This window comes from Streptomyces sp. 8N616, from assembly GCF_052246385.1.
In the GTDB taxonomy this organism is placed as follows: Bacteria; Actinomycetota; Actinomycetes; order Streptomycetales; family Streptomycetaceae; genus Streptomyces.
In genome coordinates this window covers 1-24,061 of sequence record NZ_JBQQBY010000020.1, presented here as the reverse complement: position 1 = coordinate 24,061, position 24,061 = coordinate 1, and the positions used below count along the sequence as shown (strand labels likewise).

General features: G+C 72.7%; 24 protein-coding genes and 1 pseudogene. 19 read left to right on the top strand and 6 right to left on the bottom strand.

What is annotated here, in order from left to right:
• The first annotated feature begins 45 nt into the window (after window positions 1–45).
• The 13 genes and pseudogenes from ACTWQC_RS19505 (at window position 46) to ACTWQC_RS19445 (ending at window position 15,142) form a co-directional block, all read left to right on the top strand.
• Entirely contained in the window at window positions 46–645 is a 600-nt protein-coding gene (locus ACTWQC_RS19505; RefSeq protein WP_443317006.1) for a sigma-70 family RNA polymerase sigma factor, read from the top strand.
• Between the two features lie 127 nt (window positions 646–772).
• A complete protein-coding gene (locus ACTWQC_RS19500) occupies window positions 773–3,826 on the top strand; it encodes an AfsR/SARP family transcriptional regulator (RefSeq protein ID WP_443317005.1) in 3,054 nt (1,017 codons plus the stop codon).
• 266 nt (window positions 3,827–4,092) lie between these two features.
• Window positions 4,093–4,926: a M55 family metallopeptidase gene (locus tag ACTWQC_RS19495; RefSeq protein WP_443317004.1), complete on the top strand. Its 834-nt coding sequence runs from the start codon at window positions 4,093–4,095 to the stop codon at window positions 4,924–4,926.
• Complete coding sequence (locus ACTWQC_RS19490; protein WP_443317003.1) at window positions 4,919–6,295, top strand: M20/M25/M40 family metallo-hydrolase; 1,377 nt, start codon at window positions 4,919–4,921, stop codon at window positions 6,293–6,295. Before ACTWQC_RS19495 ends, ACTWQC_RS19490 begins: the two co-directional genes overlap by 8 nt.
• A 29-nt stretch (window positions 6,296–6,324) precedes the next feature.
• The gene (locus ACTWQC_RS19485; RefSeq protein WP_443317002.1) at window positions 6,325–8,364 is read left to right on the top strand and encodes a dipeptidyl-peptidase 5; all 2,040 of its coding nucleotides are present in this window, start codon (window positions 6,325–6,327) and stop codon (window positions 8,362–8,364) included.
• Between the two features lie 212 nt (window positions 8,365–8,576).
• Complete coding sequence (locus tag ACTWQC_RS19480) at window positions 8,577–9,164, top strand: hypothetical protein (protein ID WP_443317001.1); 588 nt, start codon at window positions 8,577–8,579, stop codon at window positions 9,162–9,164.
• Window positions 9,165–9,184: 20 nt separating this feature from the next.
• Window positions 9,185–10,486, top strand: a complete 1,302-nt coding sequence (locus ACTWQC_RS19475; protein WP_443317000.1) for a sensor histidine kinase — start codon at window positions 9,185–9,187, stop codon at window positions 10,484–10,486.
• A gap of 68 nt (window positions 10,487–10,554) precedes the next feature.
• Window positions 10,555–11,208 (top strand): LuxR C-terminal-related transcriptional regulator, encoded by a 654-nt coding sequence (locus ACTWQC_RS19470; RefSeq protein WP_443316999.1) that lies wholly within the window; start codon window positions 10,555–10,557, stop codon window positions 11,206–11,208.
• Window positions 11,209–11,375: 167 nt separating this feature from the next.
• Window positions 11,376–12,221 carry a 4'-phosphopantetheinyl transferase family protein gene (locus tag ACTWQC_RS19465; protein ID WP_443316998.1) on the top strand — a complete coding sequence of 282 codons (846 nt, stop codon included), beginning with the start codon at window positions 11,376–11,378 and terminating at the stop codon, window positions 12,219–12,221.
• A gap of 75 nt (window positions 12,222–12,296) precedes the next feature.
• Window positions 12,297–12,923, top strand: coding sequence for a GNAT family N-acetyltransferase (locus ACTWQC_RS19460; protein WP_443316997.1), 627 nt, complete (start codon window positions 12,297–12,299; stop codon window positions 12,921–12,923).
• A 44-nt stretch (window positions 12,924–12,967) separates the two neighbouring features.
• Window positions 12,968–13,057 (top strand): annotated as a pseudogene (locus ACTWQC_RS19455) (arginase family protein); the annotation flags it as partial.
• Between the two features lie 154 nt (window positions 13,058–13,211).
• Entirely contained in the window at window positions 13,212–14,165 is a 954-nt protein-coding gene (locus ACTWQC_RS19450) for a hypothetical protein (RefSeq protein WP_443316996.1), read from the top strand.
• 59 nt (window positions 14,166–14,224) lie between these two features.
• Window positions 14,225–15,142, top strand: a complete 918-nt coding sequence (locus ACTWQC_RS19445; RefSeq protein ID WP_443316995.1) for an NADP-dependent oxidoreductase — start codon at window positions 14,225–14,227, stop codon at window positions 15,140–15,142.
• On the opposite strand, the gene ACTWQC_RS19440 is transcribed toward ACTWQC_RS19445, so the two are convergent.
• From ACTWQC_RS19440 to ACTWQC_RS19420, 5 genes are all read right to left on the bottom strand, one after another.
• Window positions 15,093–15,551 carry a VOC family protein gene (locus ACTWQC_RS19440; RefSeq protein WP_443316994.1) on the bottom strand — a complete coding sequence of 153 codons (459 nt, stop codon included), beginning with the start codon at window positions 15,549–15,551 and terminating at the stop codon, window positions 15,093–15,095. The genes ACTWQC_RS19445 and ACTWQC_RS19440 overlap by 50 nt on opposite strands.
• A gap of 9 nt (window positions 15,552–15,560) precedes the next feature.
• Entirely contained in the window at window positions 15,561–16,472 is a 912-nt protein-coding gene (locus ACTWQC_RS19435; protein ID WP_443316993.1) for a class I SAM-dependent methyltransferase, read from the bottom strand.
• 89 nt (window positions 16,473–16,561) lie between these two features.
• Complete coding sequence (locus ACTWQC_RS19430) at window positions 16,562–18,004, bottom strand: bifunctional phosphatase PAP2/diacylglycerol kinase family protein (RefSeq protein ID WP_443316992.1); 1,443 nt, start codon at window positions 18,002–18,004, stop codon at window positions 16,562–16,564.
• Window positions 18,005–18,123: 119 nt separating this feature from the next.
• Window positions 18,124–18,552 carry a CBS domain-containing protein gene (locus tag ACTWQC_RS19425; protein ID WP_443316991.1) on the bottom strand — a complete coding sequence of 143 codons (429 nt, stop codon included), beginning with the start codon at window positions 18,550–18,552 and terminating at the stop codon, window positions 18,124–18,126.
• Between the two features lie 124 nt (window positions 18,553–18,676).
• Window positions 18,677–19,057, bottom strand: a complete 381-nt coding sequence (locus ACTWQC_RS19420; RefSeq protein WP_443316990.1) for a DUF2795 domain-containing protein — start codon at window positions 19,055–19,057, stop codon at window positions 18,677–18,679.
• A 152-nt stretch (window positions 19,058–19,209) separates the two neighbouring features.
• On the opposite strand from ACTWQC_RS19420, the gene ACTWQC_RS19415 reads away from it, so the two are divergent.
• The 6 genes from ACTWQC_RS19415 (at window position 19,210) to ACTWQC_RS19390 (ending at window position 22,456) form a co-directional block, all read left to right on the top strand.
• Complete coding sequence (locus ACTWQC_RS19415) at window positions 19,210–19,458, top strand: DUF6158 family protein (RefSeq protein WP_443316989.1); 249 nt, start codon at window positions 19,210–19,212, stop codon at window positions 19,456–19,458.
• 324 nt (window positions 19,459–19,782) lie between these two features.
• Window positions 19,783–19,932, top strand: coding sequence for a hypothetical protein (locus ACTWQC_RS19410; protein ID WP_443316988.1), 150 nt, complete (start codon window positions 19,783–19,785; stop codon window positions 19,930–19,932).
• Window positions 19,929–20,462: a phage holin family protein gene (locus ACTWQC_RS19405; protein ID WP_443316987.1), complete on the top strand. Its 534-nt coding sequence runs from the start codon at window positions 19,929–19,931 to the stop codon at window positions 20,460–20,462. Before ACTWQC_RS19410 ends, ACTWQC_RS19405 begins: the two co-directional genes overlap by 4 nt.
• Entirely contained in the window at window positions 20,459–20,995 is a 537-nt protein-coding gene (locus ACTWQC_RS19400) for a DUF3618 domain-containing protein (RefSeq protein WP_443316986.1), read from the top strand. The genes ACTWQC_RS19405 and ACTWQC_RS19400 overlap by 4 nt, the downstream gene beginning before the upstream one ends.
• Before the next feature lie 16 nt (window positions 20,996–21,011).
• Window positions 21,012–21,272: a DUF4235 domain-containing protein gene (locus ACTWQC_RS19395; RefSeq protein WP_443316985.1), complete on the top strand. Its 261-nt coding sequence runs from the start codon at window positions 21,012–21,014 to the stop codon at window positions 21,270–21,272.
• Window positions 21,273–21,631: 359 nt separating this feature from the next.
• On the top strand, window positions 21,632–22,456 hold the full coding sequence (locus tag ACTWQC_RS19390; RefSeq protein WP_443317126.1) for a SigB/SigF/SigG family RNA polymerase sigma factor: 825 nt from the start codon (window positions 21,632–21,634) through the stop codon (window positions 22,454–22,456).
• Between the two features lie 72 nt (window positions 22,457–22,528).
• On the opposite strand, the gene ACTWQC_RS19385 is transcribed toward ACTWQC_RS19390, so the two are convergent.
• Window positions 22,529–23,797: a PAS domain-containing protein gene (locus ACTWQC_RS19385; RefSeq protein WP_443316984.1), complete on the bottom strand. Its 1,269-nt coding sequence runs from the start codon at window positions 23,795–23,797 to the stop codon at window positions 22,529–22,531.
• Window positions 23,798–24,061: the final 264 nt, after the last annotated feature.

Here is a 24,061-nt window from a genome sequence, read left to right as displayed (position 1 = left end):
AGTCCTCCTCCGGTCCTTGTGGCCGGACGACCAAAGGAGCAGACCTTGCGCCGGAGCATCATGGGATCCCTCGGAACGGACAGCCCCCGGGAACAAGCGGTCCGGAGGCTGTACGACGAGCACAGGGACGCGCTGCACAACTACGTGGTGCGCCTTCTCGGCGGCGACAGGGACAAGGCCGAGGACATCGTTCAGGAGACGCTGCTGCGCTATTGGTTCAAGCACGACCAGGACGACCCCGGCAGCCTGACCCGCGCGTGGCTGTTCACGGTGGCGCGCAACCTGGTCATCGACGGGTACCGCAAGCGAGTGGCCCGCCCTCAGGAGGTGTACGGGGGCGCCTGGATGGACGTCCTGCACGACAGCGAGTCCGACTCCCTGGACTCGCTGCTCACCTCACTGGTGGTGGACGACGCGCTGCAGGCGCTGTCGCCCATGCACCGGGAAGTGATCTACGAGACGTACTTCGCCGGCAGGACGGCGCCGGCGGCCGCGCGCAGACTCGGCATACCCATCGGCACGGTGAAGTCCCGCCTCTACTACGGCATGCGAGCCCTGCGACTGGCCCTGGAGGAACGTGGCGTCCGCAGCCCGGTACGTCAGGGGGACCGCGAGGTTGTCGCCAGTCACTCGGGTTCCCCGTAACGGCGGACGAAGGCCGCACCGGAGTCCCTCTCCACGCAACTGCGGTGCCGTTCCCGTAAATAACGGTTTCCTCCCGTCACTCGGCTGAATCGAAGAAGCGCACAGCGCCGTCCCTATCGTCGAACGCGTGGACGGATCACAGACAGGAACTGTGCGGTACAGCGTTCTGGGGCCGGTCAGAGCATGGCGAGAGGAGAAAGAGCTGACCCTCGGCCCTCCCCAGCAGCGGGGGGTGCTGGCAGCCTTGCTGCTGCGCCGGGGACGTCCGATGACGGTCGGCGAGCTGGTCGACGCGCTGTGGGGCAGCGACTCGCCGTCAGGTGCGGTATCGGTGATACGCAGCTATGTCTCGCGACTGCGCAAGGTGCTGGACCTGGACAGCGCTTCAGGTGGTGACTCGTCCATCATGATCCCGGTGGCCGGCAGTTACGCGCTGAACATCGGGCAGGACGCCCTGGATCTCGGCGGGTTCGAGCAGCTGGTGGCCGAAGCCGCGCAGCAGAGGACCGCCGGTGACCTCCCGCACTGCCGCTCGCTGCTGCACGCTGCTCTCGACCTCTGGCAGGGGTCGCCGCTGGCCGGGATCCCCGGTCCGCTCGCCGAGACCGAGCGTTCCCGGTTGGAAGAGCGCCGGCTCGGTGTGCTGGAGCTCCGCCTGACGGTGGATCTGCAGCTGGGACTCCACCGCGAGGTCGTGGCCGAGCTGGCAGCGCTTGCGCGTGAGCACCCGCTGCGGGAAGGGCTGCATGAATCGCTGATGCTCGCGCTGTACCGGTGCGGTCGGCAGGCGGAGGCGCTCGAGGTCTACCAGAGGGCCCGGCGCACGCTGGTGGACGAGCTGGGCATTGAACCCGGTTCGGCACTCCGGGATCTGCATGCCCGGCTGCTGGATGGAGATCCGGCGCTCGATGCACCGCACGATCCCATGGACCAGCTGGATGCAGCGGCGGGCCCGGCCGACGCATCAGGCGCGCCTGCACTGCCGGCGGAGGGGACCACAGCGAAAGGTGAGGAGGAAGCCGGGACTGCGACCGGCTCGCCGTCAGGGGCGCAGGAGCCCGGAATCCCGTACGACCTCTGCCAGTTGCCGGCAACGACGGAGGGCTTCTGCGGTCGTGAGGACGAGCTGGCCGACGCGGTCCGCTACGTGGCCGAGGCCGGCAGCAGCGCCGGAGGGCCGGACGAGGCGCGCCGAGGTCCGCGCGTTCTCGCCATCTCCGGGCAGCCGGGCATCGGCAAGACCACTCTTGCGGTGGAAGCAGCAAAACGACTGCGCGAGACCTTCCCCGGCGCCGTTCTTTTTCTCGAACTCCGAGGCCACGCGACACCCGTCGAGCCTGCCCAGGCGCTGGAGTGGTTACTGCGGGCACTCGGCGTGCCGGTGTCCCGGCTGCCTTCGACCGTGGAAGAGCGCTCCGCGCTGCTGCGTGCCCTGGTGCGCGGCAAGCGCGTCCTGCTCGTGCTCGACAACGCGGCCGACGAGCCGCAGATCCGCCCCTTGCTGCCTGTCGACCCGACGGCGGCGGTGCTCGTGACCAGCCGCCGGATCCTCGTCGGACTGACGGACGCGCGCCATGTGAGTCTCGACCAGCTGCCGCAGGGTGGGGGGCTGCAGCTGCTGAGCCGCATCGTCGGCGAGGAGCGGGTGAGCGCCGAGCCGGAAGCGGCCTTAGCGATCGTCGACCGGTGCGGGCACCTCCCCCTTGCCCTGCGCATCATCGGCAACCGGCTGGCTGTCCGTCCACGATGGAGCCTGCACCATATGGCCGGGCGCCTTGCCGACGAGGAGGACAGACTCAATGTTCTGGCCGCGGGGGATCTCGAGATCCGGGCAGCCTTCCACCTCGCCTACCGTCAACTCGCCCCCGAGGTCCGCCAGGTCTTCCGCAGGCTCTCGCTGATCGCCGGCACCGAATTCGGCGTCCAGCTCGGCTCCGTGGTGACGGGCATACCCAAGGCGGAAGCCGAGACCGCTTTCGAAGAGCTCACCGACAGCAGTCTGCTCCACGTGGGCGGCCAGGCCGGTCGATACCGGTTGCACGACCTGCTCCGGCTGTTCGCCAGGGAACGGCTCGAAGCCGAGGAGTCCCCCGACGACGTGCGCGGCATCGAGGAGCGGATGACACGCTGGCTACTGATCATGGCGACGGCGGCCGGCGCCGAACAAGACGTGGTCCTGCCGGCGGCAGACCCCCCGTCCGGGTCCGCCGGGGCCGGGGCACCGCAGGATGGCGGGAGTGACCGCGGCCTGGTCCTGGTCCGGATGGAATCGTCCGCAGCCGCGTACGTCTGGCTGGAGCGTGAGCGGGAGCACTGGCTCGCTGCCGCCCGGTCGGCTGCCGAGTTGGGGCTCCACCTGGAACTGGTGCGGTTCGCCCGCGCGATGCACTGGTACTCCGACCGGGTCCCGCGGGGCGTTCCCTGGGCGGAACTGTTCGCTTCCGGTGCCGCCTCGGCCCGGGCGCTCGGCCACGCGGACGACGAGGCTGTCCTGCTGAACTTCCTCGGCTGGGCCCAGCTGATCCCCGAGGGGGCTGCTGAGGCCAGTCTGGCGACGCACCAACAGGCCCTGGCGCTTGCCCGCCGAATCGGAAACGTGGCCGAGGAGGCCTGGGCGCTTACGTACATCGCCATGTGCCTGAAGATGCTCGACCGCCCGGAAGAGGGACTGGAGTGTGCCGTGCAGGGCGTGGCGTTGTTCAGCGGCCTGGACGAGCCGATGGGGAACTACACCTCGCGATCCCAGGTCGGGCAGACCTTGTGCGCCATGGAACGTTATGACGAGGCCATGAACATGTTCCAGGAGATGCTTGGGCTCACGGAGATACTGGGGCGGGTCACGGCGGAACAGTCGACACTGCTCCAGGCGTATACGAACCACCTCATGGGGCGGGCGCTCGCGGCACAGCAACGCTGGCCCGAGGCCGTCGACGCCCAGGTACGCGCGCGCAAGGGAATCCCTACGGCTCAGGGCTATCGGTGGGTCGCGGCCCTGGTGGCATTCCACGAAGGCATGGCCCGGCAGCACTTGGGCGAGCCCGCTGCCGCAGGCTGTCTGCGCGATGCCCTGGACGAGTTCACCAACCTCGGCGACCTTGAGTGGCAGAGCCGGGCCCGCGCGGCCCTGGCAGAGCTCGCCGGCGTCGCCGGCCCCGGTATGGAGCGCGCGCTTCAACGGTGACGCCGTCCTGATCGGACACCTGCTTCGGCAGCCATCCCGCACGAGCGGTTCCCGGGAAGACACGGGTGGTGACGGGCCCCTGTGCCAGGGTGGGTCACACACCCACATCGACACGAGTTCCGCGGTCCATGTCTGGGCAGCGATCAAGGCGCAGCAGGAAGCGCCGAATGTCGTTGGAGATCTGCTGGATTGCGACGAAACTGATGTCGGCGACTGAGATCAGGCCTCAGGAAGGTGGGTCTGACCAGGGGAAAAGGGAGATCTTTTTGAAGATCCTCATCAGTGCGGACATGGAGGGCGCGACGGGCGTCACGTGGCCCGCCGACGTGCTCCCGGGCAGCGAGCAGTGGCAGCGCTGCCGCCATATGTTCACGTCCGATGTGAACGCGGCGATCGGCGGGTTCTTCGACGGCGGTGCGGACGAGGTGCTGGTCAACGAGGCGCACTGGACCATGCGCAATCTGCTGCTCGAACGGCTCGACGAGCGCGCGCAGATGCTCACCGGCCGGCACAAGACGCTCAGCATGGTCGAGGGCGTCCAGCATGGCGACGTCGACGGCATCGCGTTCCTCGGCTATCACACCGGCGCGGGCACGGAGGGCGTGCTGGCGCACACCTATCTCGCGAACTCCATCACCGGCGTGTGGGTGAACGGCGCGCGGGCGAGCGAGGGCCTGCTGAACTCCCTGGTGGTGGCCGAGTTCGGGGTGCCGGTGGTGCTGGTGACCGGCGACGACCGCACCTGCGAGGACGCGCAGGGGTACGCACCGGAGGCGCGCTCCGTGGCCGTGAAGGACTACGTGTCGCGGTATGCCGCCGTGTGCCGCCCCCCGGCCCGTACGGCGGCGGACATCCGGGCGGCCGCCAAGGAGGCGGCGGTGCTCGCGGTGCGGCGCGCGCCCGTGGAGGACGGGCCGTTCACGGTGGAAGTGGAGTTCGACGCCGAGCATCTGGCGGGGGCCGCCACCGTGGTGCCAGGCGTCGTCAGCAGCGGCGAGCGCCGGGTCGCGTACAGCTCGGACACCATGTACGACGGCATCCGCTGCTTCAAGGCCGTCACGACCGTCGTCTCGTCCGCCGTGGAGGAGCAGTATGGCTGAGCTGCCGGGCAGTGCGATCGACGCCCAGGCCCTGGACGAGGCGGTGCGGTTCACCTCCGAGCTGATCAGGATCGACACGACCAACCGCGGCGGCGGCGACTGCACCGAGCGGCCCGCCGCCGAGTACGTGGCGGAGCGGCTCGCCGAGGCGGGCCTGAAGCCGGTGCTGCTCGAGCGCGCCCCCGGGCGTACGAACGTGGTGGCGCGGATCGAGGGCACGGACCCGGGTGAGGACGCGCTGCTGGTCCACGGTCACCTGGACGTCGTGCCCGCCGAACCCGCGGACTGGAGCGTGCACCCCTTCTCGGGAGAGGTCCGGGACGGCGTCGTGTGGGGCCGCGGCGCGATCGACATGAAGAACATGGACGCGATGATCCTGGCGGTCGTCCGGGCCTGGGCGCGCTCCGCCAAGAGAAATGAACGCTGTCGGCCGCGCCGCGACATTGTGCTGGCCTTCACCGCCGACGAGGAGGACAGCGCGGCGTACGGCTCCGGCTTTCTCGCCGACAGCCACCGGGAGCTGTTCGAGGGCTGCACGGAAGGGATCAGCGAGTCCGGGGCCTTCACCGTCCACGCCTCCGGCCTGCGGCTCTACCCGATCGGGGCCGGCGAGCGGGGCACGGGCTGGCTCAAGCTGACGGCGCACGGCAGAGCGGGCCACGGGTCCAAGGTCAACCGTGCCAACGCGGTGAGCAGGCTGGCCGCCGCGGTCGCCCGGATCGGCGAGCACGAGTGGCCGGTCCGGCTCACCCCGACCGTACGGGCCGCGCTGGCCGAACTCGCCGAGCTGCACGGCATCGAGGCGGACCTGTCCGCAGCCGGCCCCGGCGACCTGGCGCGCGAGGTCGACGCGCTGATCGCGGGGCTGGGGCCTGCGGGCAAGCTCGTCGAGCCCACCGTGCGCAACAGCGCGAACCCGACGATGCTGGACGCCGGTTACAAGGTGAACGTGATCCCCGGCAGCGCTACGGCCTTCGTCGACGGCCGCATCCTCCCGGGCGGCGAGGAGGAGTTCCGGGCGACGCTCGACCGGCTCACGGGGCCGGACGTGGACTGGGAGTTCCACCACAGGGAGGTACCGCTGCAGGCGCCCGTCGACTCGCCCGCGTACCGGGCCATGCGCGATGCCGTCGAGCTGTTCGACCCCGGGAGCAAGGCCGTGCCGTACTGCATAGCGGGCGGCACGGACGCCAAGCAGTTCTCCCGGCTCGGCATCACCGGCTACGGCTTCTCGCCGCTGAAGCTCCCCGAGGGGTTCGATTACGGAGCGCTCTTCCACGGGGTCGACGAGCGGGTCCCGGTCGAGGCACTCCACTTCGGCGTCCGGGTGCTCGACCACTTCCTCAAGAACAGCGGCACATCGCACTGAACAGCAGCACATCGCAGGAGGCATGACGAATGGTGTCCACGGCCCCGTACGGCGCCTGGAAGTCGCCGATCGGCGCGGCCCTGGCCGCCTCCCACGACGGGAGGCCGGAGTTCGTGGGTGCGGTCGGGGAGGAGGTGTGGTGGACCGGGCCGAGGCCCTCCGAGGGCGGACGGAGAGCGCTGGTCCGGCGTCGCGCCGACGGCACCGAGCAGTCGCTGCTGCCCGCGCCCTGGAACGTCCGCAGCAGGGTCATCGAGTACGGCGGGCAGCCGTGGGCCGCGGTGCCCCGGGCGGAGGGCGGCCCGATCGCCGTCTTCGTGAACTTCGCCGACCAGCGGCTGTACGTGTTCGAGCCGGACGCCTGGCCGGGCGCCGGGGCGGATGCCGGGCCGGGCGCCGGGCCGGGCGCGCACGGTGCTGCGGAGCCGCGGCCGCTCACACCCCTCTCGGCGCTCGGCGGCGGGCTGCGCTGGGCCGATCCGCGGATCGACCTCGAGCGGGGCGAAGTGTGGTGCGTGCTGGAGGAGTTCACCGGCGAGACGCCCACCGACGTACGCCGGGTCATCGTGGCCGTCCCGCTCGACGGGTCGGCGGCGGAGGACCGCACCGCAGTCCGTGAGCTGACCGACGAACGGAACCGTTTCGTCACAGGACCGAAGCTGTCCCCGGACGGGCGGCGGGCGGCCTGGATCGCCTGGGACCACCCCGGGATGCCGTGGGACGGGACGGTGGTGAACCTCGCGGATGTCACGCAGGACGGCAGGCTCACGCGCGTCCGCCCGGTCGTCGGCGGCGCCGTCGAGTCCATCGCCCAGGCCGAGTGGACGCCCGACGGCGAACTGCTCGTCGCGAGCGACCGCAGCGGCTGGTGGAACCTCTACCGCATCCCCCTCGAGGGCGGGCGGGCCACCGCCCTGTGCCCGCGGGCCGAGGAGTTCGGCGGACCGCTGTGGCGGATCGGCTCCCGCTGGTTCGCCCCGCTGCCCACCGGCCTGATCGCCGTCGTGCACGGCCGCGGCACCACGGCGCTGGGCGTCCTCGACCCCGAGACCGGTGAACTCACCGACGCGGCGGGGCCGTGGACGGCATGGGCGCCGAGCCTGGCCGTGCAGGGCTCCCGGGTCGTCGGGGTCGCCGCCAGCCCCCGGAGCGGGTACGAGGTGGTGGAGCTCGACACCGCCGCGGGCCGCACCCGCGTGATCGGCGCGGAGCACGTCCATCCGGTCGACCCGGCGTACTACCCCGAGCCGCATATACGGACCTTCAGCGGTCCAGGCGGCCGGAAGGTCCACGCCCACATCTACCCTCCGCACAGCCCGGACCACACCGCCCCGGCGGGCGAGCTCCCGCCGTACGTGGTGTGGGCACACGGCGGCCCGACGGACCACGCACCGCTCGTACTCGACCTGGAGATCGCCTACTTCACCTCTCGCGGCATCGGCGTGGCGGAGGTCAACTACGGCGGCTCGACGGGATACGGGCGGGAGTACCGCAACCGGCTGCGCGAGCAGTGGGGTGTGGTGGACGTCGAGGACTGCGCGGCCGTCGCCGGGGTGCTGGCCGAGGAAGGCACGGCGGACCCCGCGCGGCTGGCCATCCGCGGCGCCAGCGCGGGCGGCTGGACGGCGGCGGCCTCCCTCGCCACCACGGATGTCTACGCCTGCGGCACGGTCATCTACCCCGTCCTGGATCCGCTGAGCTGGGCCGCGGAAGACGGCACGCACGACTTCGAGTCGCGCTATCTCGAGAGCCTGATCGGCTCGCCGTCCGAAGTGCCGGGCCGCTACCGCCACCGCTCGCCGCTGCGTCACGCCGACCGGATCACGGCGTCCTTCCTGCTCCTTCAGGGGCTGGACGACGTGATCTGCCCGCCCTCGCAGTGCGAGCGGTTCGTCGCGGAGATGGCCGGGCGCGGCGTCCCGCACGCGTACGTCACCTTCGAGGGGGAGGGCCACGGGTTCCGCAGAGCGGAGACGATGATCCGGGCGCTGGAGGCCGAACTCTCCCTCTACGCCCGGACCTTCGGCATCGACGCGCCGGACGTACCGACGCTGGAGCTCACCAAGTGACGTATGGGTGACCGGGGCGACTGGAGAGGCCGGCTGCGACCGGCTGCGGCCGGGATCCGGGGGCGGCAGGGGCGGTCGGCCGTGGCCAGGGGGGTGGGGTAAACCGAACCCCGAGGTTCCGTACTGCCCCCATCGATCCGCGCCGGCGCAGCCGGGAGCCTGGACGTACGAGATCCCGCGGGGCGGGATCGCTGATGCGCCAGGAGGCACGCATGGCCGGCACCACCCTCACCTCGCGCCCGCGCCGCGACGCAGGACCAGCCCGTGAGTCCACCGACTTCCGCTCCGGACCGTGGGCCTGGGTCCGGAGGATGACGGTCCGCGGCGCGGCGGGGCTGCCGCTCGCCGTGGCCGCCGTCCCCATGGCGCTGGTCGGCGCGGGCGGGGTGGCGGCCCGCGCGCAGCGGGGGGTGATCAGCCGCTTCGGCCCCGGGCCGGGCGCCGGGCGGGGACCCGAGCGAGAGTCCGGCGCGGCGCGGGAGCCCGGCGCGGCGCGGGTCATCGCTCACAGCGTCGTCGTCGGGCTGCCCGCCCTGGTGTCCTTCGTCGCGGTCGCCCTGTCCCTCTGGGGGATCTACGCCGGATATCTCTACTTCCTGCGCCCGGACGCCTCGTTCGCCCTCGGCCACCCCTTCACACCCGACGACCGGTTCAACTCCTCCTGGGGCGGCCCGACCCTGGTGGGCGCGTGGTTCATTCACTCCTGCGTGGCCCTCGCCCACCAGATCCTCGCCCTGGCGTTGATACGCGGGCTCACGGCACTGCAGGACCGTGCCACCCGCCGGCTCCTCGGAACCTGATCTGGGATCCTCGGCGGACCATGCGACGCGTCCAGGCCCTGCTCACGGCCCCGTTCACTCCGCGCAGCCTGGCCGCGCTGCTGTACGCGGTCATCGCGCTGCCGTTCGCGCTGGCCGGGGCCGTACTGGTCCCGGCCGGGCTGCTGGTCGGGGGCGCGCTGTCGGTGACTCCGCTCGGGCCCTGGCTGATAGCGGCGGCCCTGCGCGGCGCCCTCGGGCTCGCGGCGGCTCACCGCGGCCTCGTCCGCGGCCTGTTGGGCGAGCGCGTCGAGCCGCCCGTACCGCGTACGCAGCCGGGCCTGTTCGGCTGGCGGCGCGCCGTGCTCGGCGACCCGGCCTGCTGGCGGGCGGTCGGGGCGCTCGTCGCGGCGCCCGCGACGGCCCTGCTCGCCTTCGCGACCGCGCTCGTCGCATACGTCTACGGCCTGTTGTTCCTCACCCTCCCCCTCACCCGCCACTGGAACAGCACCACCGTCCACGAGCCCGGCGGCACCGTCCGGCACGTCAGCATCTCCGTCGCCGGGATCGAGGCGGGCTCCGGTCCTCTGCTGGTCCTGGTGACGGCCTTCGGGCTGCAACTGCTGCTCTGCGCACCCTGGTTGCTGCGCGCCGCCCTCGTCCCGCACCGCACGCTGCTGCGCGGACTGCTCGGCCCGAGCCGCGCCCAGGACCGTATCCGCACCCTTGAGGAGACCCGGGCGCAGGCCGTGGACGACGCGGCCGCGACCCTCCGGCGGATCGAACGCGACCTGCACGACGGCACCCAGGCCCGGCTGGTCGGACTCGGCATGCACCTCACGATGATCCGGGAGCTGGTGGCGGCAGGCGCCGACCGTGCCGAAGTGCTGCGGGTCGTGGACACGGCGCGCGACAACGCCAAACAGGCCGTCGCCGACCTGCGCGTCCTCGTCCGCGGCATCCACCCGCCCGTACTCGACCAGGGCCTCGACAGCGCCCTCGCGACGCTCGCCGCGGGAAGCGCACTGCCGGCGACCGTCACGGCGGACATCGGCGAGCGGCCGTCCCCGGCGATCGAGAGCATCGCGTACTTCTGCGCGGCCGAGCTCCTCGCCAACGCGGTCAAGCACAGCGGCGCGAGCCGAGTCGCCGTGGACGTACGCCGCGAGGGCGGGTTGCTGCGGGTGACGGTCTCCGACGACGGGCGCGGGGGAGCCCGCGCAAGAACCGGATCCGGAACCGGAGCGGCGGGAGGGAGCGGGCTGGCCGGGCTGCTGGCCAGGGTCCGTACGGTCGACGGATCGCTGGACGTCGACAGCCCGCCCGGAGGGCCTACGGTGGTCACCGTTGTCCTGCCCTGCTGACCTGCTCACCCGGCCACAACGCATCAGAACCGTTACTACGAGACCGAGACCGACGGGGGCGCCCGAGCATGCGTGTCGTCATCGCCGAGGACTCCGCGATTCTGCGGGACGGCCTCGCGCAACTTCTCGCCCTGCGCGGTGTGGAGGTGGCCGCGGCGGTCGGCGACGCGGACGCGCTGCACAGCGCGGTCGCCGAGCACCGCCCCGACGCCGCCGTCATCGACATCCGCCTGCCGCCGAGCCAGACCGACGAGGGGCTGCGGGCCGCGGTCGCGATCCGGCGAGAGACGCCGGACGTGGGAGTGCTGATCTTCTCGCAGTACGTGGAGACGCGGTTCGCCGCGGATCTGCTGGCCGAGAGCTCCGCGGGCGTCGGCTATCTCCTCAAGGAACGGGTCGTCGACATCGACGAGTTCGTGGACGCACTGAGCCGCGTCGCCGCAGGTGGCACGGCCCTCGACCCCGACGTGGTCACCCAACTGCTCGGCGCGGGCCGCCGCACCTCGGCACTTGACCTGCTCACCCCACGCGAGCGCGAGGTCCTGGAGCTGATGGCGGAGGGGCGTACGAACGCGGGGATCGCGGCGGTGCTGGTGGTCTCGGAGCGGGCGGTGGAGAAGCACGTCGCGAACGTCTTCGCGAAACTCGGCCTCCCGCCGTCCGAGACCGGCCACCGCCGGGTTCTCGCCGTCCTCCGCTACCTTCGCCACGTCGGGTCCTGAACCGCGTTCCGCCACGGCCGTACGTCACCGATCACCGGTACCGTCATCAATCAGCATCGGGAATCACGCATCACACCTCACGTATCACCCATCACGAATGGCCACATGGACTGACCGCACCCGCCCCTGACTGTAATCACGGCGCAACACCCCCAGGAGGACGACCGATGACCGCCGTTGGCAGCCCGTTCGACGGACCGGCCGTCGGGTGCACACCCGCGCCGCACCGGTACTGGGCGGACCCCCTGCCCGCACCCTGGGCGGGTGGTGCGCCGCGCGTGTGGGTGGCAGACGTGTCCGCGCATACGGAGCGCGCCGCTGCCGAGGAGCACCTGCTGGACGAGGGGGAGCGGGCGCGGGCGGCGGCGTTCGTGCGCCCGGTGGACCGCGACCGGTACCGGGTCGCGCATGTGGCGCTGCGGCGGCTGCTCGCCGCGTATCTCGGCCTCGCCCCGGCAGCCGTCGAGTTCGTACGGGAGCCGTGCCCGGGCTGCGGCGGCCCGCACGGCCGCCCCGCCCTGCCCGGCGCGCCGCTGCACTTCTCCCTCTCCCACTCCGGGGACCTCGTGCTGCTCGCCTTCGCGGACACCGCTGTCGGCATCGACGTCGAGAAGGTGCCGTCCGCGAGGACGGTGACCGAAGTCGCCACCACTCTGCACCCGGCCGAGCGCGCCGAACTCGCCGCCCTGCCGGACGCCGAACGTCCAGCGGCCTTCGCCCGCTGCTGGACCCGCAAGGAGGCCTACCTCAAGGGCACCGGTACGGGCCTCGCCGAGGACCCGTCCATCACCCTTGTCGGGGCGGGTCCTGAACCGGTGCAGCCGCCCGGCTGGACCCTCGCCGATGTGCCCCTGCCAACCTCACGCGACGTGCCCGTCATGCCTGCGGAGCGGCCCGAAGACCTCGTGGATCGGCACGAGTACGCGGCAGCCTGCGCCGTACGCCTCAGCCCGACCGCTGCGGTCGCGCCTACGGATCCCCTCGTCCGTACGGAGCAACCGCCGTCCCCGTAGGGAGCGGGCACGCGGGCGGGAGCGTTCCGATCCGCTCGCCGTGCGTCCTGCGCCCCCGATTCGTACGATGGACCGGTGCCGTTCGACGCCGTCCATCTCGCAGCAGGGCCTCGCGTGGCCATCCGGCACATCGAGCGGGGAGACCAGGAGGAGTTCACCGCACGGGTGCGGGAGAGCGCCGGGCTGCATCACCCGTGGGTGTTTCTGCCATCCACCGCCGAGGAGTTCGAGCGGTGGTCCGCCAAGTTCCGCACCCCCGGCGCCGAGGGCTATGCGGTCTGCGAGCGGGACACCGGGCGGATCGTGGCGGGCATCGCGATCAACAACATCGTCCGGGGCGGCTTCCAGTGCGGTGCTGTGGGCTACGGGGTCTTCGCGCACGCGGCCCGGCGCGGCTACATGACCGAGGGTCTCGGGCTCGCCGTGCGGTACGCGTTCGAGCGGCTGGGCCTGCACCGGCTGGAGGCGAACATCCAGCCGGGCAACGAGGCGTCACGAAAGCTCGTGCAGCGGCTCGGCTTCCGGCTCGAGGGCTACTCGCCGGACTTCCTGTTCATCGCGGGCGCGTGGCGGGACCATGAACGCTGGGCCATCACGGCTGAGATGACAGTTGATCAGTCCAGCGGCCGCACGGGCCCGTCGGCCGACGCGGCCAACGGGAACGACGCCGACGACTCCGCCGGTCGGCGCACGCCGTCCTGAGAGGACGGCCGGGGCCCGCTCCCTCCCTCGCCCGAAAACGCCGCGCGTCCCCCGTGCTCCGCCGCATCGGCCGGTACCGGCTCGCCGCGATCGACGGCTCGGCGGACTTCCGGCACCCCGGGAACTCGGACCGGACCCCTCCGTGATGCCCGCCGTGGACAGCCCCGAGTCCGGCGGCCTGCTGCCAGCCGGCTCGCCCGCACCCAGCTGGAGCACGTACGGCTGGAGCCGGGCGCGGACTTCGCCTGGCTGGAGGCGTACGGCCCGCTGTCCGCCGACCCGGCGGCCGTGCACGGCGCGGACTGGGCGGCGGCCCGCGCGGAGACGGAGGCCCGCCTCGAAGCGGCCCTGCCGCGCGCCGCCGTGGACGCAGCCTACGCCGCCTGGCTGCCGTCCGCCGACGCCGAACCGAAGGAGATCCTGGCGACGGGCTCGGGCTGGGGCGCGCTCGAAGTCGTACGCGGGCACTACGAGTTGCCGGGGACGCCGTTCGACGAGGCCGGCCTCGGCGACGAGCAGCGGCCCTGGCTGGAACTGCTCCACACCGGCGAGTACCACGACCTCCCCGGTTCCCACATCCCGGGGCCCAGCCTCGTCGGCCCCCACTGGCGGGCTCTCCTCGAGGCCTCGGCGCCGACCGCCGACAGCGACTACCACCTGGGGGTCGCCCAGTGGCACGCGGGCGACCGCTCGCAGGCCGTGCGCAGCTGGGAGCGTTCGCTGCGCAGCTGGGGCTCGGACTCCGGGGCTCCCTGGGTGCTGCGCTGCCTGGCGGTCGCGGAGGCGGAGGCCGGTGAGACCGGGCGGGCCGCCGATCTGTACCACCGGGCCTTCACCGAGGCGGTGAAGTCGGCGTGGGACGCCCGGTACGGGAAGCACTTCCACACGGCGCTCGCCCGCGAGGCAATTCCTGCCCTGCTGGCCGCGGGACGCGCGGACGACGCGGCGGCCGTCCTCGAAGCGCTCCGCCCCTCCGTCCGCGACCGCGGCCGGTTCCGGCTGCTCCAGGCGCAGGTTCTGCTCGCGCAGGGCGACGCGCAGGCCGCGCGGGCGGTGTTCGACGCCGGCTTCGAGGTCGACGACCTGCGGGAGGGCGAGGAGACGCTGGAGCGGACCTGGTACGCCGTCGCGGAGCAGCTGATGGCGGGCGGCGGTCCGGTGACCGAGGACGTACGGGCCCGCGCCCGCGCCGCGCACCCGCTGCCGCGGCGGTACGACTACCGCATGCGGCCACACGGATGACGTTCCGCCAGAAGCGGCGGATCGGGAATGATCGGTTCCGGCCCGCCGTTCCAGCGGGCATGAAGGCAGTCACGATCAGCGCCTACGGCGAAACCCCGCAGATCACCGTCCAGCCGGAGCCCAAGGTCGGCCCGGACACCGTGCTCGTCCGCACCAAGGCCGCCGGGGTCAACCCGGTGGACTGGAAGGTCGCGGCCGGCTACCTCGACCAGATCATGTACGTCCACTTCCCACTGATCCCCGGCTGGGACCTGGCCGGTGTGGTGGAGCGCGCCGGCCCGTCCGTCACCGAGTTCGCGCCGGGGGACGAGGTGATCGGCTACAACCGGCAGGACGTCGTGCAGCACGGCACGTACGCCGAGCTGGTGCCCGCGCCCGTCCGCACCCTCGCGCGCAAGCCCGCCTCGCTCAGCTGGCAGCAGGCCGCGGGCCTGCCGCTGGCCGGGCTCACCGCGTACCAGTCGCTGAGCGCAGCCGGCGTCGGCAGGGGCGATACGGTCCTGGTGAACGCGGCCGCGGGCGGCGTCGGTTCACTCACCGTGCAGATCGCGGCAGCGCGGGGGGCACGTGTGATCGGCACGGCGAGCGAACCCAAGCACGGCTATCTGCGCTCTTTGGGCGCGGAGCCTGTGACGTACGGGGAGGGGCTCGTCGACCGGGTGCGGGCGCTGGCTCCCGAAGGGGTCGACGCGGCCTTCGACTTCGTCGGCGACGACGCCATCCCCGCGTCCCTGGAGCTCGCGAAGACCCCGTCCCGGGTGGTGTCCATCATCGACCCCGGGATCACGGAGCAGGGCGGCCGCTACCTCTTCGTCCGCCCGGACAGCGCCGATCTGACCGCGCTCGGCGAGCTCGCCGACGCCGGGAAGCTCACCGTCCATGTCGACAAGGAGCTTCCGCTCGCGGAGGTCGCCGAGGCGTTCCGGCTCAGCCAGGAAGGCCGCACGCGGGGAAAGATCGTCCTGCTGGTGACGTGACGGGACGTGACCAGCGGTGGGCCCGTGGGGGGTTTTCGGTCTTTTGCCCGCATAGGGCCGCGGACCCGCCACGGTCGACGTACTCGAAGACCGATCCGTCCGGGTGACGGGCCAGCAGGTTGCGGCCCACCGGGGTCGGCACGGGGCCCGCGATGATCTGGGCACCCACCTCGGTCAGCACGGCGTACGCCTCGTCCACGTCCTTCACGGCGATGGTGGCCGTGACCTTCCGCAGAATGTCGAGCTCGGCCTGGGGGCCGCTCATCAGCAGGAAGGCGCCGACCGCCGCGACGGAGACACCGCCGCGCTCGAAGCGCAGCGCCTGGCTGCCCGTCAGGCGCTCGTAGACACCGACAGCGGACTCGAGGTCATCGACGCACACGCGCAGTGAAGTACCGAGGATCTCCATACAACGAGCCTAGGCCGTCCGGGGGATCCACGGTACGCGGGTTGCGGTCGCGGTGCGGCACAGGACCTCGCCGTGCAGAACGGCGAACCAGCCGTCGTCCCTCCGTCCCCACTCCCGCCACGCGTCCGCGATCCGCCGCAGGTCCGCCCCGGTGGCGTGGCCGCCGTCCACCGCGCGGCGCGCATAGAGCGATTCGGTCGTACGGTCCGCCCACAGGCCGCTCCACCAGGCGCGCTCCTCGGGCGCCGCGTAGCACCAGGTTGCGGCAGTCGCCGTCACGTCGGTGAAGCCCGCCCGGCGGGCCCAGGACGTGAGGCGCCGGCCGGCGTCCGGCTCGCCGCCGTTGGCGCGCGCCACCCGCCGGTACAGCTCCAGCCAGTCGTCAAGGCCCGGCACGGACGGGTACCACGTCATCGCCGCGTAGTCGGAGTCACGCGCCGCCACGACGCCGCCGGGCCGGCACACGCGCCGCATCTCGCGCAGTGCGCGCACCGGGTCGCCGACGTGCTGGAGCACCTGGTGGGCGTGGACGACGTCGAAGGAGTCGTCGGGGAAGTCCAGGCCGTGGACGTCGGCGACCGCGAAGTCGACGTTGTCCAAGCCGCGTTCGGCGGCCGCCCGGCGCGCCTGGTCCAGGATGCCGGGTGCCACGTCGACCGCCGTGACGTGGCCGGGCGCGAGCAGGGCGGCCAGGTCCGCGGTGATCGTGCCGGGGCCGCAGCCCACGTCCAGCAGGTCGAGGCCCGGGCGGAGCTCGCCGATGAGGTAGGCGGCCGAGTTGGCGGCCGTCCGCCAGCTGTGCGAGCGGAGCACCGACTCGTGGTGCCCGTGGGTGTAGACGGCGGCCTTGCCCGGTGCCTCGCCGGCGCGCGACCCGTCCAGCGCCCTGTCGACAGACCTCTCGGGTGCCTTCTCCGGCATGGCGGATCCCCTCTCTCGACCGTGCGGCGGCAGGTATCCGCAGCCTACGCCTCGATCTCGTATGGCGAGAGAGGCGTATCACATACTGGTCAAGGGTCCTGTGTGGGGCGGTACACCGTCAGTGCCTCTTCGGCTTTGTGGATGAGGAACGCCGGAGGCGCGGGCGCCACCTCTCCGTCGTAGGCCATGTCCGTGCCCTCCGGCAGCCCGGAGACCCGCAGGCGCCGAGCGCGGACCGCCGCGTAGAAGGGGGAGCGCCGGTGCACTCCCGTCACCGCCGCCGCGAGCAGCCACGTACGGGCGAAGCGCCCGGCCCGCGCGATCCGGACGTCGAGCAGCCCGTCCGCAAGGTCGTAGCGCCGCACCGGGGCCAGACCGACGCTGCGGTAGGCGCCGTTGCCCGCGAACAGCAGCCACAGCGACCGCGGCCGCCCGTTCACCACCGCCGTGACCGGCCGCGACGTGCGCAGCACGTGCACCGCCCCCAGCAGTCCCGCGAGCGGCCCGCCCAGCCGGGGCGACCAGCGCTCCCGCACCCGCACGAGCTCCGGATACGAGCCGATGCTGAAGGTGTTGAGGAAGTGGACCGGTTCGGCCGGGGGACCCGCCACCGGGGACACCCGGCCCACGTCCACCCGCACCGCGGTGCCCGCCGCCACCGCGCGGCACGTGTCCTGGACGGTCTCCACCCCGAGGTCGGCGGCGAAGTGGTTGAACGTGCCGCCCGGCAGCACCGCGAGCGGCACGCCGTAGCGCAGCGCCACGCCCGCCGCCGCGTTCACCGTGCCGTCGCCGCCGCAGACGCCCAGCGCGCCGGCCCGCCGCAGTGCGTCCTCCGCCGCCTCCTCCAGCACCTTCGGCAGCGGCCCGGCATCCTCCTCGTACAGCACCACTTCCGCCTCGGGCAGGGCGGTCCGCAGCTGCCGCACGGGGTCGGCCAGGGTGGGCGGCGCACCCGAGGCGGGATTGACGACCACGATCAGCCCGTCCCCGCCGGGCAGCGCGGGCGCGTCCGCGCGCGGCCGGGCGGGCGGCGGCAGTTGAGTGCGCGTCGGTACGAGCCCGCGCACCGCGAACGCCGCGCCCGCGCCCAGCGCTGCCCCCACCACCACATCGCTCGGATAGTGGACGCCCGTGTATACGCGGGAGAACGCGACGGAGGCCGCGACCGGTGCCAGCGCGGCGCCCCAGCGGCGCGACTCGAGGGCCGCTCCCACGGTGAAGGCGGCAGCCGAGGCCGAGTGGCCCGAAGGGAAGGAGGTGGTGATCGGGTGGCGGGCCAGCCGCCGCACCAGCGGCACGGCGTGCGCAACCGGGCGGGCCCGGCCTATGGATCCTTTCAGCACGGTGTTGACCGTGGCCGAGGCGAGCGCCAGCGAAGCGACACCGCGCGCCGCCGCGCGTCGCCCGCGCGGGTTGCCGACCGCCCACATGACACCTGCGATGCCGAACCACAGCCGCCCGTGGTCGGCGCTCCGGCTCAGCCGCGGCAGCACGCCCTCGGCGCCGGGCCAGTGACGGGACGCCACCATATGGAAGAGGGACCGGTCCCGCGCGCTCAGCCATCGGCGGAGCCCGCTCCGTTTCAGCGCATGCCGTATCAGCCTGTGCCTCCTCTGCCGGTCCGTGTGCCGGCCGGACGACGTGCCCGTCAGCCCGGCCAGCTGTCCGGCGACGCCCGGCTGATGTCCGCGAGTGCCGAGTCCGGGTCCTGCTCCTGCGCCAAGTCCCCGATGCTCACCACGCCCATCGGCGCGCCGTCCTGGACGACGGGGAGCCGCCGGATCGCATGCGTCCGCATCAGCGCCACCGCCGTCGTCACCGAGTCGTCGGGTCGGACCGTCACCGGCTCCGGCGTGCAGACGGACTGGGCGCTCACCGTCAGCGGATCCACGCCGTCCGCCACGGCTCGCAGGGTGATGTCCCGGTCCGTGAGCATGCCGAGCAGCCTGCCGTCCTGGGCGACGAGTACGTCCCCGATGTCCTGCTCCCGCATCAGCTGTGCCGCCTCGACGAGCGACGCATCGGGACGTACGGCGGTCACGGCGGGAGTCATGACGTCCCTCACGTACCGTGCCATCGCTGTTCGCCTTCTCTCATCCGTGCATACGTGGGTCCCGCAGCACGCTGTACCCGACTCTCGGTGCGCCATGCGTCCCCGTCGCTCCACTGCACGATGTGCCTGCCTACGCGCTTGCCCACGCCTACGCGCGCGTGGAGCGGCCGAGCGCCGTCACCACCTCCTGCACGTTGCTGTACGTGTCCTGGGGCGGCAGACCGCCCACGATCTCGACCAGCCGGTCCGGGGCGTTCCGCTCCTGCAGGGTGCGCACCAGTTCCCGCCGCTTGGCCGGGAACGGGGTGCGGGCGAAGTACCGGGCCAGTTCGTAGCGGAGCGCTTCGGCGTCGCCGGGGGAGCCGAGACCCGCGACCCGGCCGGCGGCGACCTCCGGGTCGTCGTCCGCGGCGGGCTCGGGGTCGTGCCATTCCTCGGACCTGGTGGGGTGGCCGGAGCGAAGCAGACCCTGGAGTTCGTGCTTCATCTCGTCGTCCTTGTGCACATTGAGCCGGTTGCCTCGCTCCATGGCGTCCTCCGTACTGATCCGTCGTACTGATCCGTCCGGATCCCGTGCGGATCCGTGTCGGTCATGCCGAGCGGGTACCCGTCGAGCGGACAGCAACACGGCTGCGCTGCGTGGCCGGCCCGGTCACGCAGGTGACGGAAGGGAGTGGCCTCATGGGCGACCCCGGACGGCGGGGCGGCGGCATCGACGCGGCTGCGCTCGACGAACCACACCTGATCAAGGAACTCGAGACCATCCACCGCACCCGCCACGAGACGCTGCTCTACGGGTCGGAGGACGCACTGGAGAGGCACACGTCCCGGATGGCGGAGCTGGAGGCGGAGTATCTGCGCAGGCACCCGGACCGGTCCGTGGCGGCAGGCCGGACGCGGGACGGCGCCAGGGCCAGGACCTGCAGCTGAGCGGCCGGAGCGGTGGCGGGAAGGGCCGAGGAAAGAGCTGGGGGGAACAAACGTCCCCGGGGGTGTTTGGAGTCGGCCGGGACGGGGACCCGGACGTCGGCCGAGCGGCCGTGAGTTGGGGAGAAGAGAGGCTTTGGGCCCGGGACTTCAGGGATCCCGGGCCCAAGCCATGCCTGGGCCATGCGCGAGCCGTGCTTCGGGCCATGTCTGGGCCCACGCCCTGGATATTCCGGACGTTTGGTGACGTCGAGCGCGGTCACTCGGTCCTGAGTCCGCGGCGTTCTTCCAGAGCGCGCGCGGGCGCTCAGGGAAGGGACAGGGCCCATGGCGTTGTTGCTCGCCCTACTCATGCCGATCGTGATGCTCGGTGTCGTTCTCGCACTGGGCCGGTACGAGGAATTGCTGCTGACGCCGCCGGCAGGGCTGGTCACAGCCCCACCGTTCACGCCTGAAGAGGGAGGTGAGGACACGTGACCGACACCTCGGAGCGCACCGGAAGCACCGGAAGCACCACGCGCGCGGAAACCGCAACCCCTCCTGATACGGGGGCCTCGGGAGCACTTGCTGATACGAGAACCCCCACCCCCGCGGATACCTACGGACACCGCGCCGCCACACCCGACGACAAGTCTGTGGGCGTGCTCGTCAAGCAGGCCTCGGAGCAACTGTCCGACCTCGTGCGCAGCGAACTCCGACTCGCCCAGGCGGAGATGGTGAGCAAGGGCAAGCGGGCCGGACTCGGCGGTGGGTTCTTCGGCGGGGCCGGGATCATGGCCCTGATCGGACTGCAGGCGCTGGCCGCCACGGGCATCGCGGCCATCGCGCTGGCCCTGCCCGTCTGGGCGGCCGCGCTGATCGTGACCGGCGTGCTGTTCGTGCTCGCGGCCGTTCTCGCACTGCTGGGCAGGAGGCAGACCCGTAAGGCCGCGCCGCTCAAGCCGGAGCAGGCCATCAGCGGGGTCAGGACCGACGTCGAAGAGATCAAGGAGAGGGCACACCGATGAGCAGCAACCCCGAGGAGCTGCGCGGACAGGTCGCACAGGCCCGCGAGCGGCTGGGCACGACGGTCGAGGAGCTCGCGGCCAAGGCCGATGTGAAGGGCAGGGCGCAGCACAAGGCCGCGGAGGTCAGGGAGCGCGTACAGGCCCGGGCCGCCGAGGCCAGGCAGCACGCGCGCGACACCGCGTCCCACGCCCGGCACGCGGTCCAGGACAGGACCGCCCACACGGCCCACGCCGTGCAGGACAGGACGTCCCACGCCGCCCACGCCGTGCAGGACAGGACGTCCCACGCCCGCCACGCCGTGCAGGACAGGACGTCCCACGCCGCCCATGTGGTCCACGACAGGACCCCGGAGCAGATCTGGTCGGCCGCGTCGAAGGCCGCGGAGACCGGACGGCGGCGCCCGGTCCCGGCCGGCCTCATCGGCGGCCTGCTGGTGCTCGCCGCGGTGCTGGCCACGCGCGGCATGCGCGCCCGCCGAACGAGCCGCCGGAGCCGGCCCGGCCGCGGCCGGGCCCGCGCGACCCGCCCATGACAGGAGGTGGTGAGCCGTGGCGAAAGCGATCTACAAGGTGCTGGCCATGGTGTCCGGGATCCTCGGCGGCATGATCGCCGGCGCGATCTTCAAGCGCGTGTGGAGGCTGCTCCCGGGCCAGGACAAGGCTCCCGCCCCCACGGACGAGGACGCCACCTGGCGTGAGGTGCTGCCGGCGGCCGCCCTCCAGGGCGCCATCACGGCAGGCGTCCGCGCGACCGTCAAACGCGGCGAGGCCACCGGCATGCGCCGCCTCACCGGCACCTGGCCGGCCTGAGTCCTGAACCGCCCGGAGCGCCTCGCCGGGCGCACCGCGCCGACGCCCGGTCCGTCGGTCCACGGCACCTGGCCGACGTGCTCGTCGTCACCGGTAGCCCGCACGGGAACCTCCCGCGCGGGCGGCGGGCCTGCGGAATCACCCGTCCGGATGCGTCCGCCGCCCCCCGTGGCTACCGTGGAGTTAGTCCCCCGGCTGCCGCGTTTACGCCCCAACCGGCCGGGCAAGCGAAAATCGTGCTTCGGACCGAAGGCACGCCCCGCGGGAGCAATAGCGCCCGCCCCGGGTGTCCCTGGCCCGTCCCGGGCGCATTCTTCGCTCCTGCGGTGAACAGAACGCCGTACTGGGAGCTGTTCCTCATGACGACCGTACGAGCACGGGGCAAGGCTCAGGCCACCAGGCGCCCCTCAGCGAAGCACCCGCATGACGACGCCCCCGACACCACCGCCGAATTCCAGGAGCTCGCCCACCTCCCCGACGGGCCCGAGAAGGAGGCCCTGCGGCAACAGGTCGTGCAGGCGTGGATCCCCATGGCCGAGCGGCTGGCCCGGCAGTTCCGCAACCGCGGAGAGTCCCTCGAGGACCTCGAGCAGGTGGCCGCCCTCGGGCTGGTGAAGGCCGTGATCCGCTACGACCCGGCCCGCGGCACCGCATTCGAGAGCTTCGCCGTGCCGACGGTCGTCGGCGAGGTCAAGCGCCACTTCCGCGACCACATGTGGGGCCTGCACGTGCCCCGCCGGGTCCAGGAGCTGCGCAATCGCGTACGGGCCGCCCACCGCGAGCTGTCCCACTCGCTCGACGGGCGCGGCCCCACCGTCCAGGAGATCGCCGACCACACCGGCATGACCGAGCAGGAGGTCCGGATCGGTCTGGAGGCCCTGGACAGCTACACCCCGCTCTCGCTCGACGCCGAACTGCCGGGCTCCGAGGACGGTTACGCCCTCGTCGACACCCTCGGAGACCAGGAGTCGGGCTACGACCGGGTCGTCGACCGCGAGGCCCTCAAGCCGAAGCTCAGCAGTCTGCCCGAGCGCGAGCGGCAGATCCTCTACATGCGCTTCTTCTGCGACATGACGCAGAGCCGGATAGCCGAGCAGCTCGGCATCTCCCAGATGCACGTCTCCCGGCTCATCAGCCGTACGTGCGCGGCACTGTGCGACCAGGTGATGGCCGACGCGAGCTGACGATTGACGAGGGACCGCGTCGGTCACCAGGTCGCCGGGCCGTCGGTCGGTCGCCAGGTCGTCAGCCGGTCGTCAGTCGGTCGGCGGGGCCTGGAGGCCCGCCTGGCGCAGGGCCATCGCCAGATGGCGGGACATGCGGTCGACGACGCCCGCCTCCGCCATTTCGAACGCGCGCCGCCAGCCCGTACGGAAGAGGGTGAGTGCGCCCAGCGCGGGGGCCGTTTCCCCGTGGGAGGGCGGCACGCACAGCGGCACGCACAGCAGCGACGTGACCTGGGCCCGTACCAGTACGGAGGCCCCGGACGCGTCGTGGCCGAAGGCGTCCGGGTCGTCGGGCCGGACGCGCAGGGCCGAGACGCCGTTCCGGACCGCGTCCACCACCAGCGGGCAGTCGGCCGGGTCCTGGGCCCTGAGGGACGCCGCCTGCTGGGGGTCGGGTCCGAGCACCGCGATACGGCGCAGCGGCCAGCCGCCGTACTCGTCCCCGCTCCGCCCCTCGGCGAGGTCGGCGACCACCCACTCGGCGAAGCGGCCGTGCAGCAGCCGCGCCGCTCCGTCCAGTACGGCCTCGCGGCCGACCGGTTCGGCGCGCAGCAGCTCGCTCGTCATGTCGTCCATCAGGTCCATCAGCTCGGCGTTCCGGGACACTTCGGCCAGGTCGGGGCGGGGCGCCTTGGACACGCGCGGCCCGTGTCCGCCGGGGTGGCCGGCCGCGCCCGCGGCGGCCGGGCGGACCGCGCGCCCGGCTGCGGCGGCGGCGCGGCGGGTGCCCTCCGCGTCCTGGAAGACGGCGAGCACGGCAGGGCGCGGCTCGCCCGGCGGCCGCAGCGCCGTGAGCGTGACCCGCAGGGCCCCGCCCGGCCGGGGCTTGGCGCCCTCCTCCTGCAGCAGCCGCACCTCCAGGCTCCGGTCGCCCTCGCCGCGGGCCACGGCGGCCACTTGGGAGCGGAAGGCGGGGCGGCCGTCGTGGGCGAGCAGTCCGGTCAGGGCGCGCCCGGTGGCGTAGCCCATGCGCATCCCGAAGAGCTCGGTTGCGGCGACGTTGAGCCGCCGCACGACGGTCGTGTGGTCCAGCAGCGCGACCGGCAGCGGCAGCCGCTGGAACAGGCCGCGCAGCAGCCGCAACTCCGGCTCGTCGCGCCGCCCGCCGTTGCGGCGAGCCTCCGCGGCGAGCTCCTCGTAGCGGGGCCACAGCACTTCGGCGACGTGCTGGAGCTCGAAGAGGGCGGCGTCGAGGGCAGCGGTCTGCTCTTCCGGGGGCAGCGAGCGTGCCGACCGCAGTTCCTCGACCCTGCTGCGGAAGTCCGAAAGGTCCGCTCCGAACTCAGAGGACTCGGCCATGAGCCCAAGGTTATCCGCCCCGGCCCCGCTGCCCCCGGCCCGCGTACCCGTTTCGGCCTGCGCCCCTCCCACTGCCCACGGGCCCCACGCACGCAGCCCATCCCCGCGGTCCCGTGCCGCCGCAGGCCCCTGGCGCACCCCCGTTATCTTCTTCGCGGTCCTGCAAGAGGGCCGCTGGCCTCCGGGCCCGGCATGACTGTTCCCCCCTGTCGAAGGGATGACCTGGGGGGTGGTGTCACCGGGCCCGAGGGGTGCCGTTGGAGA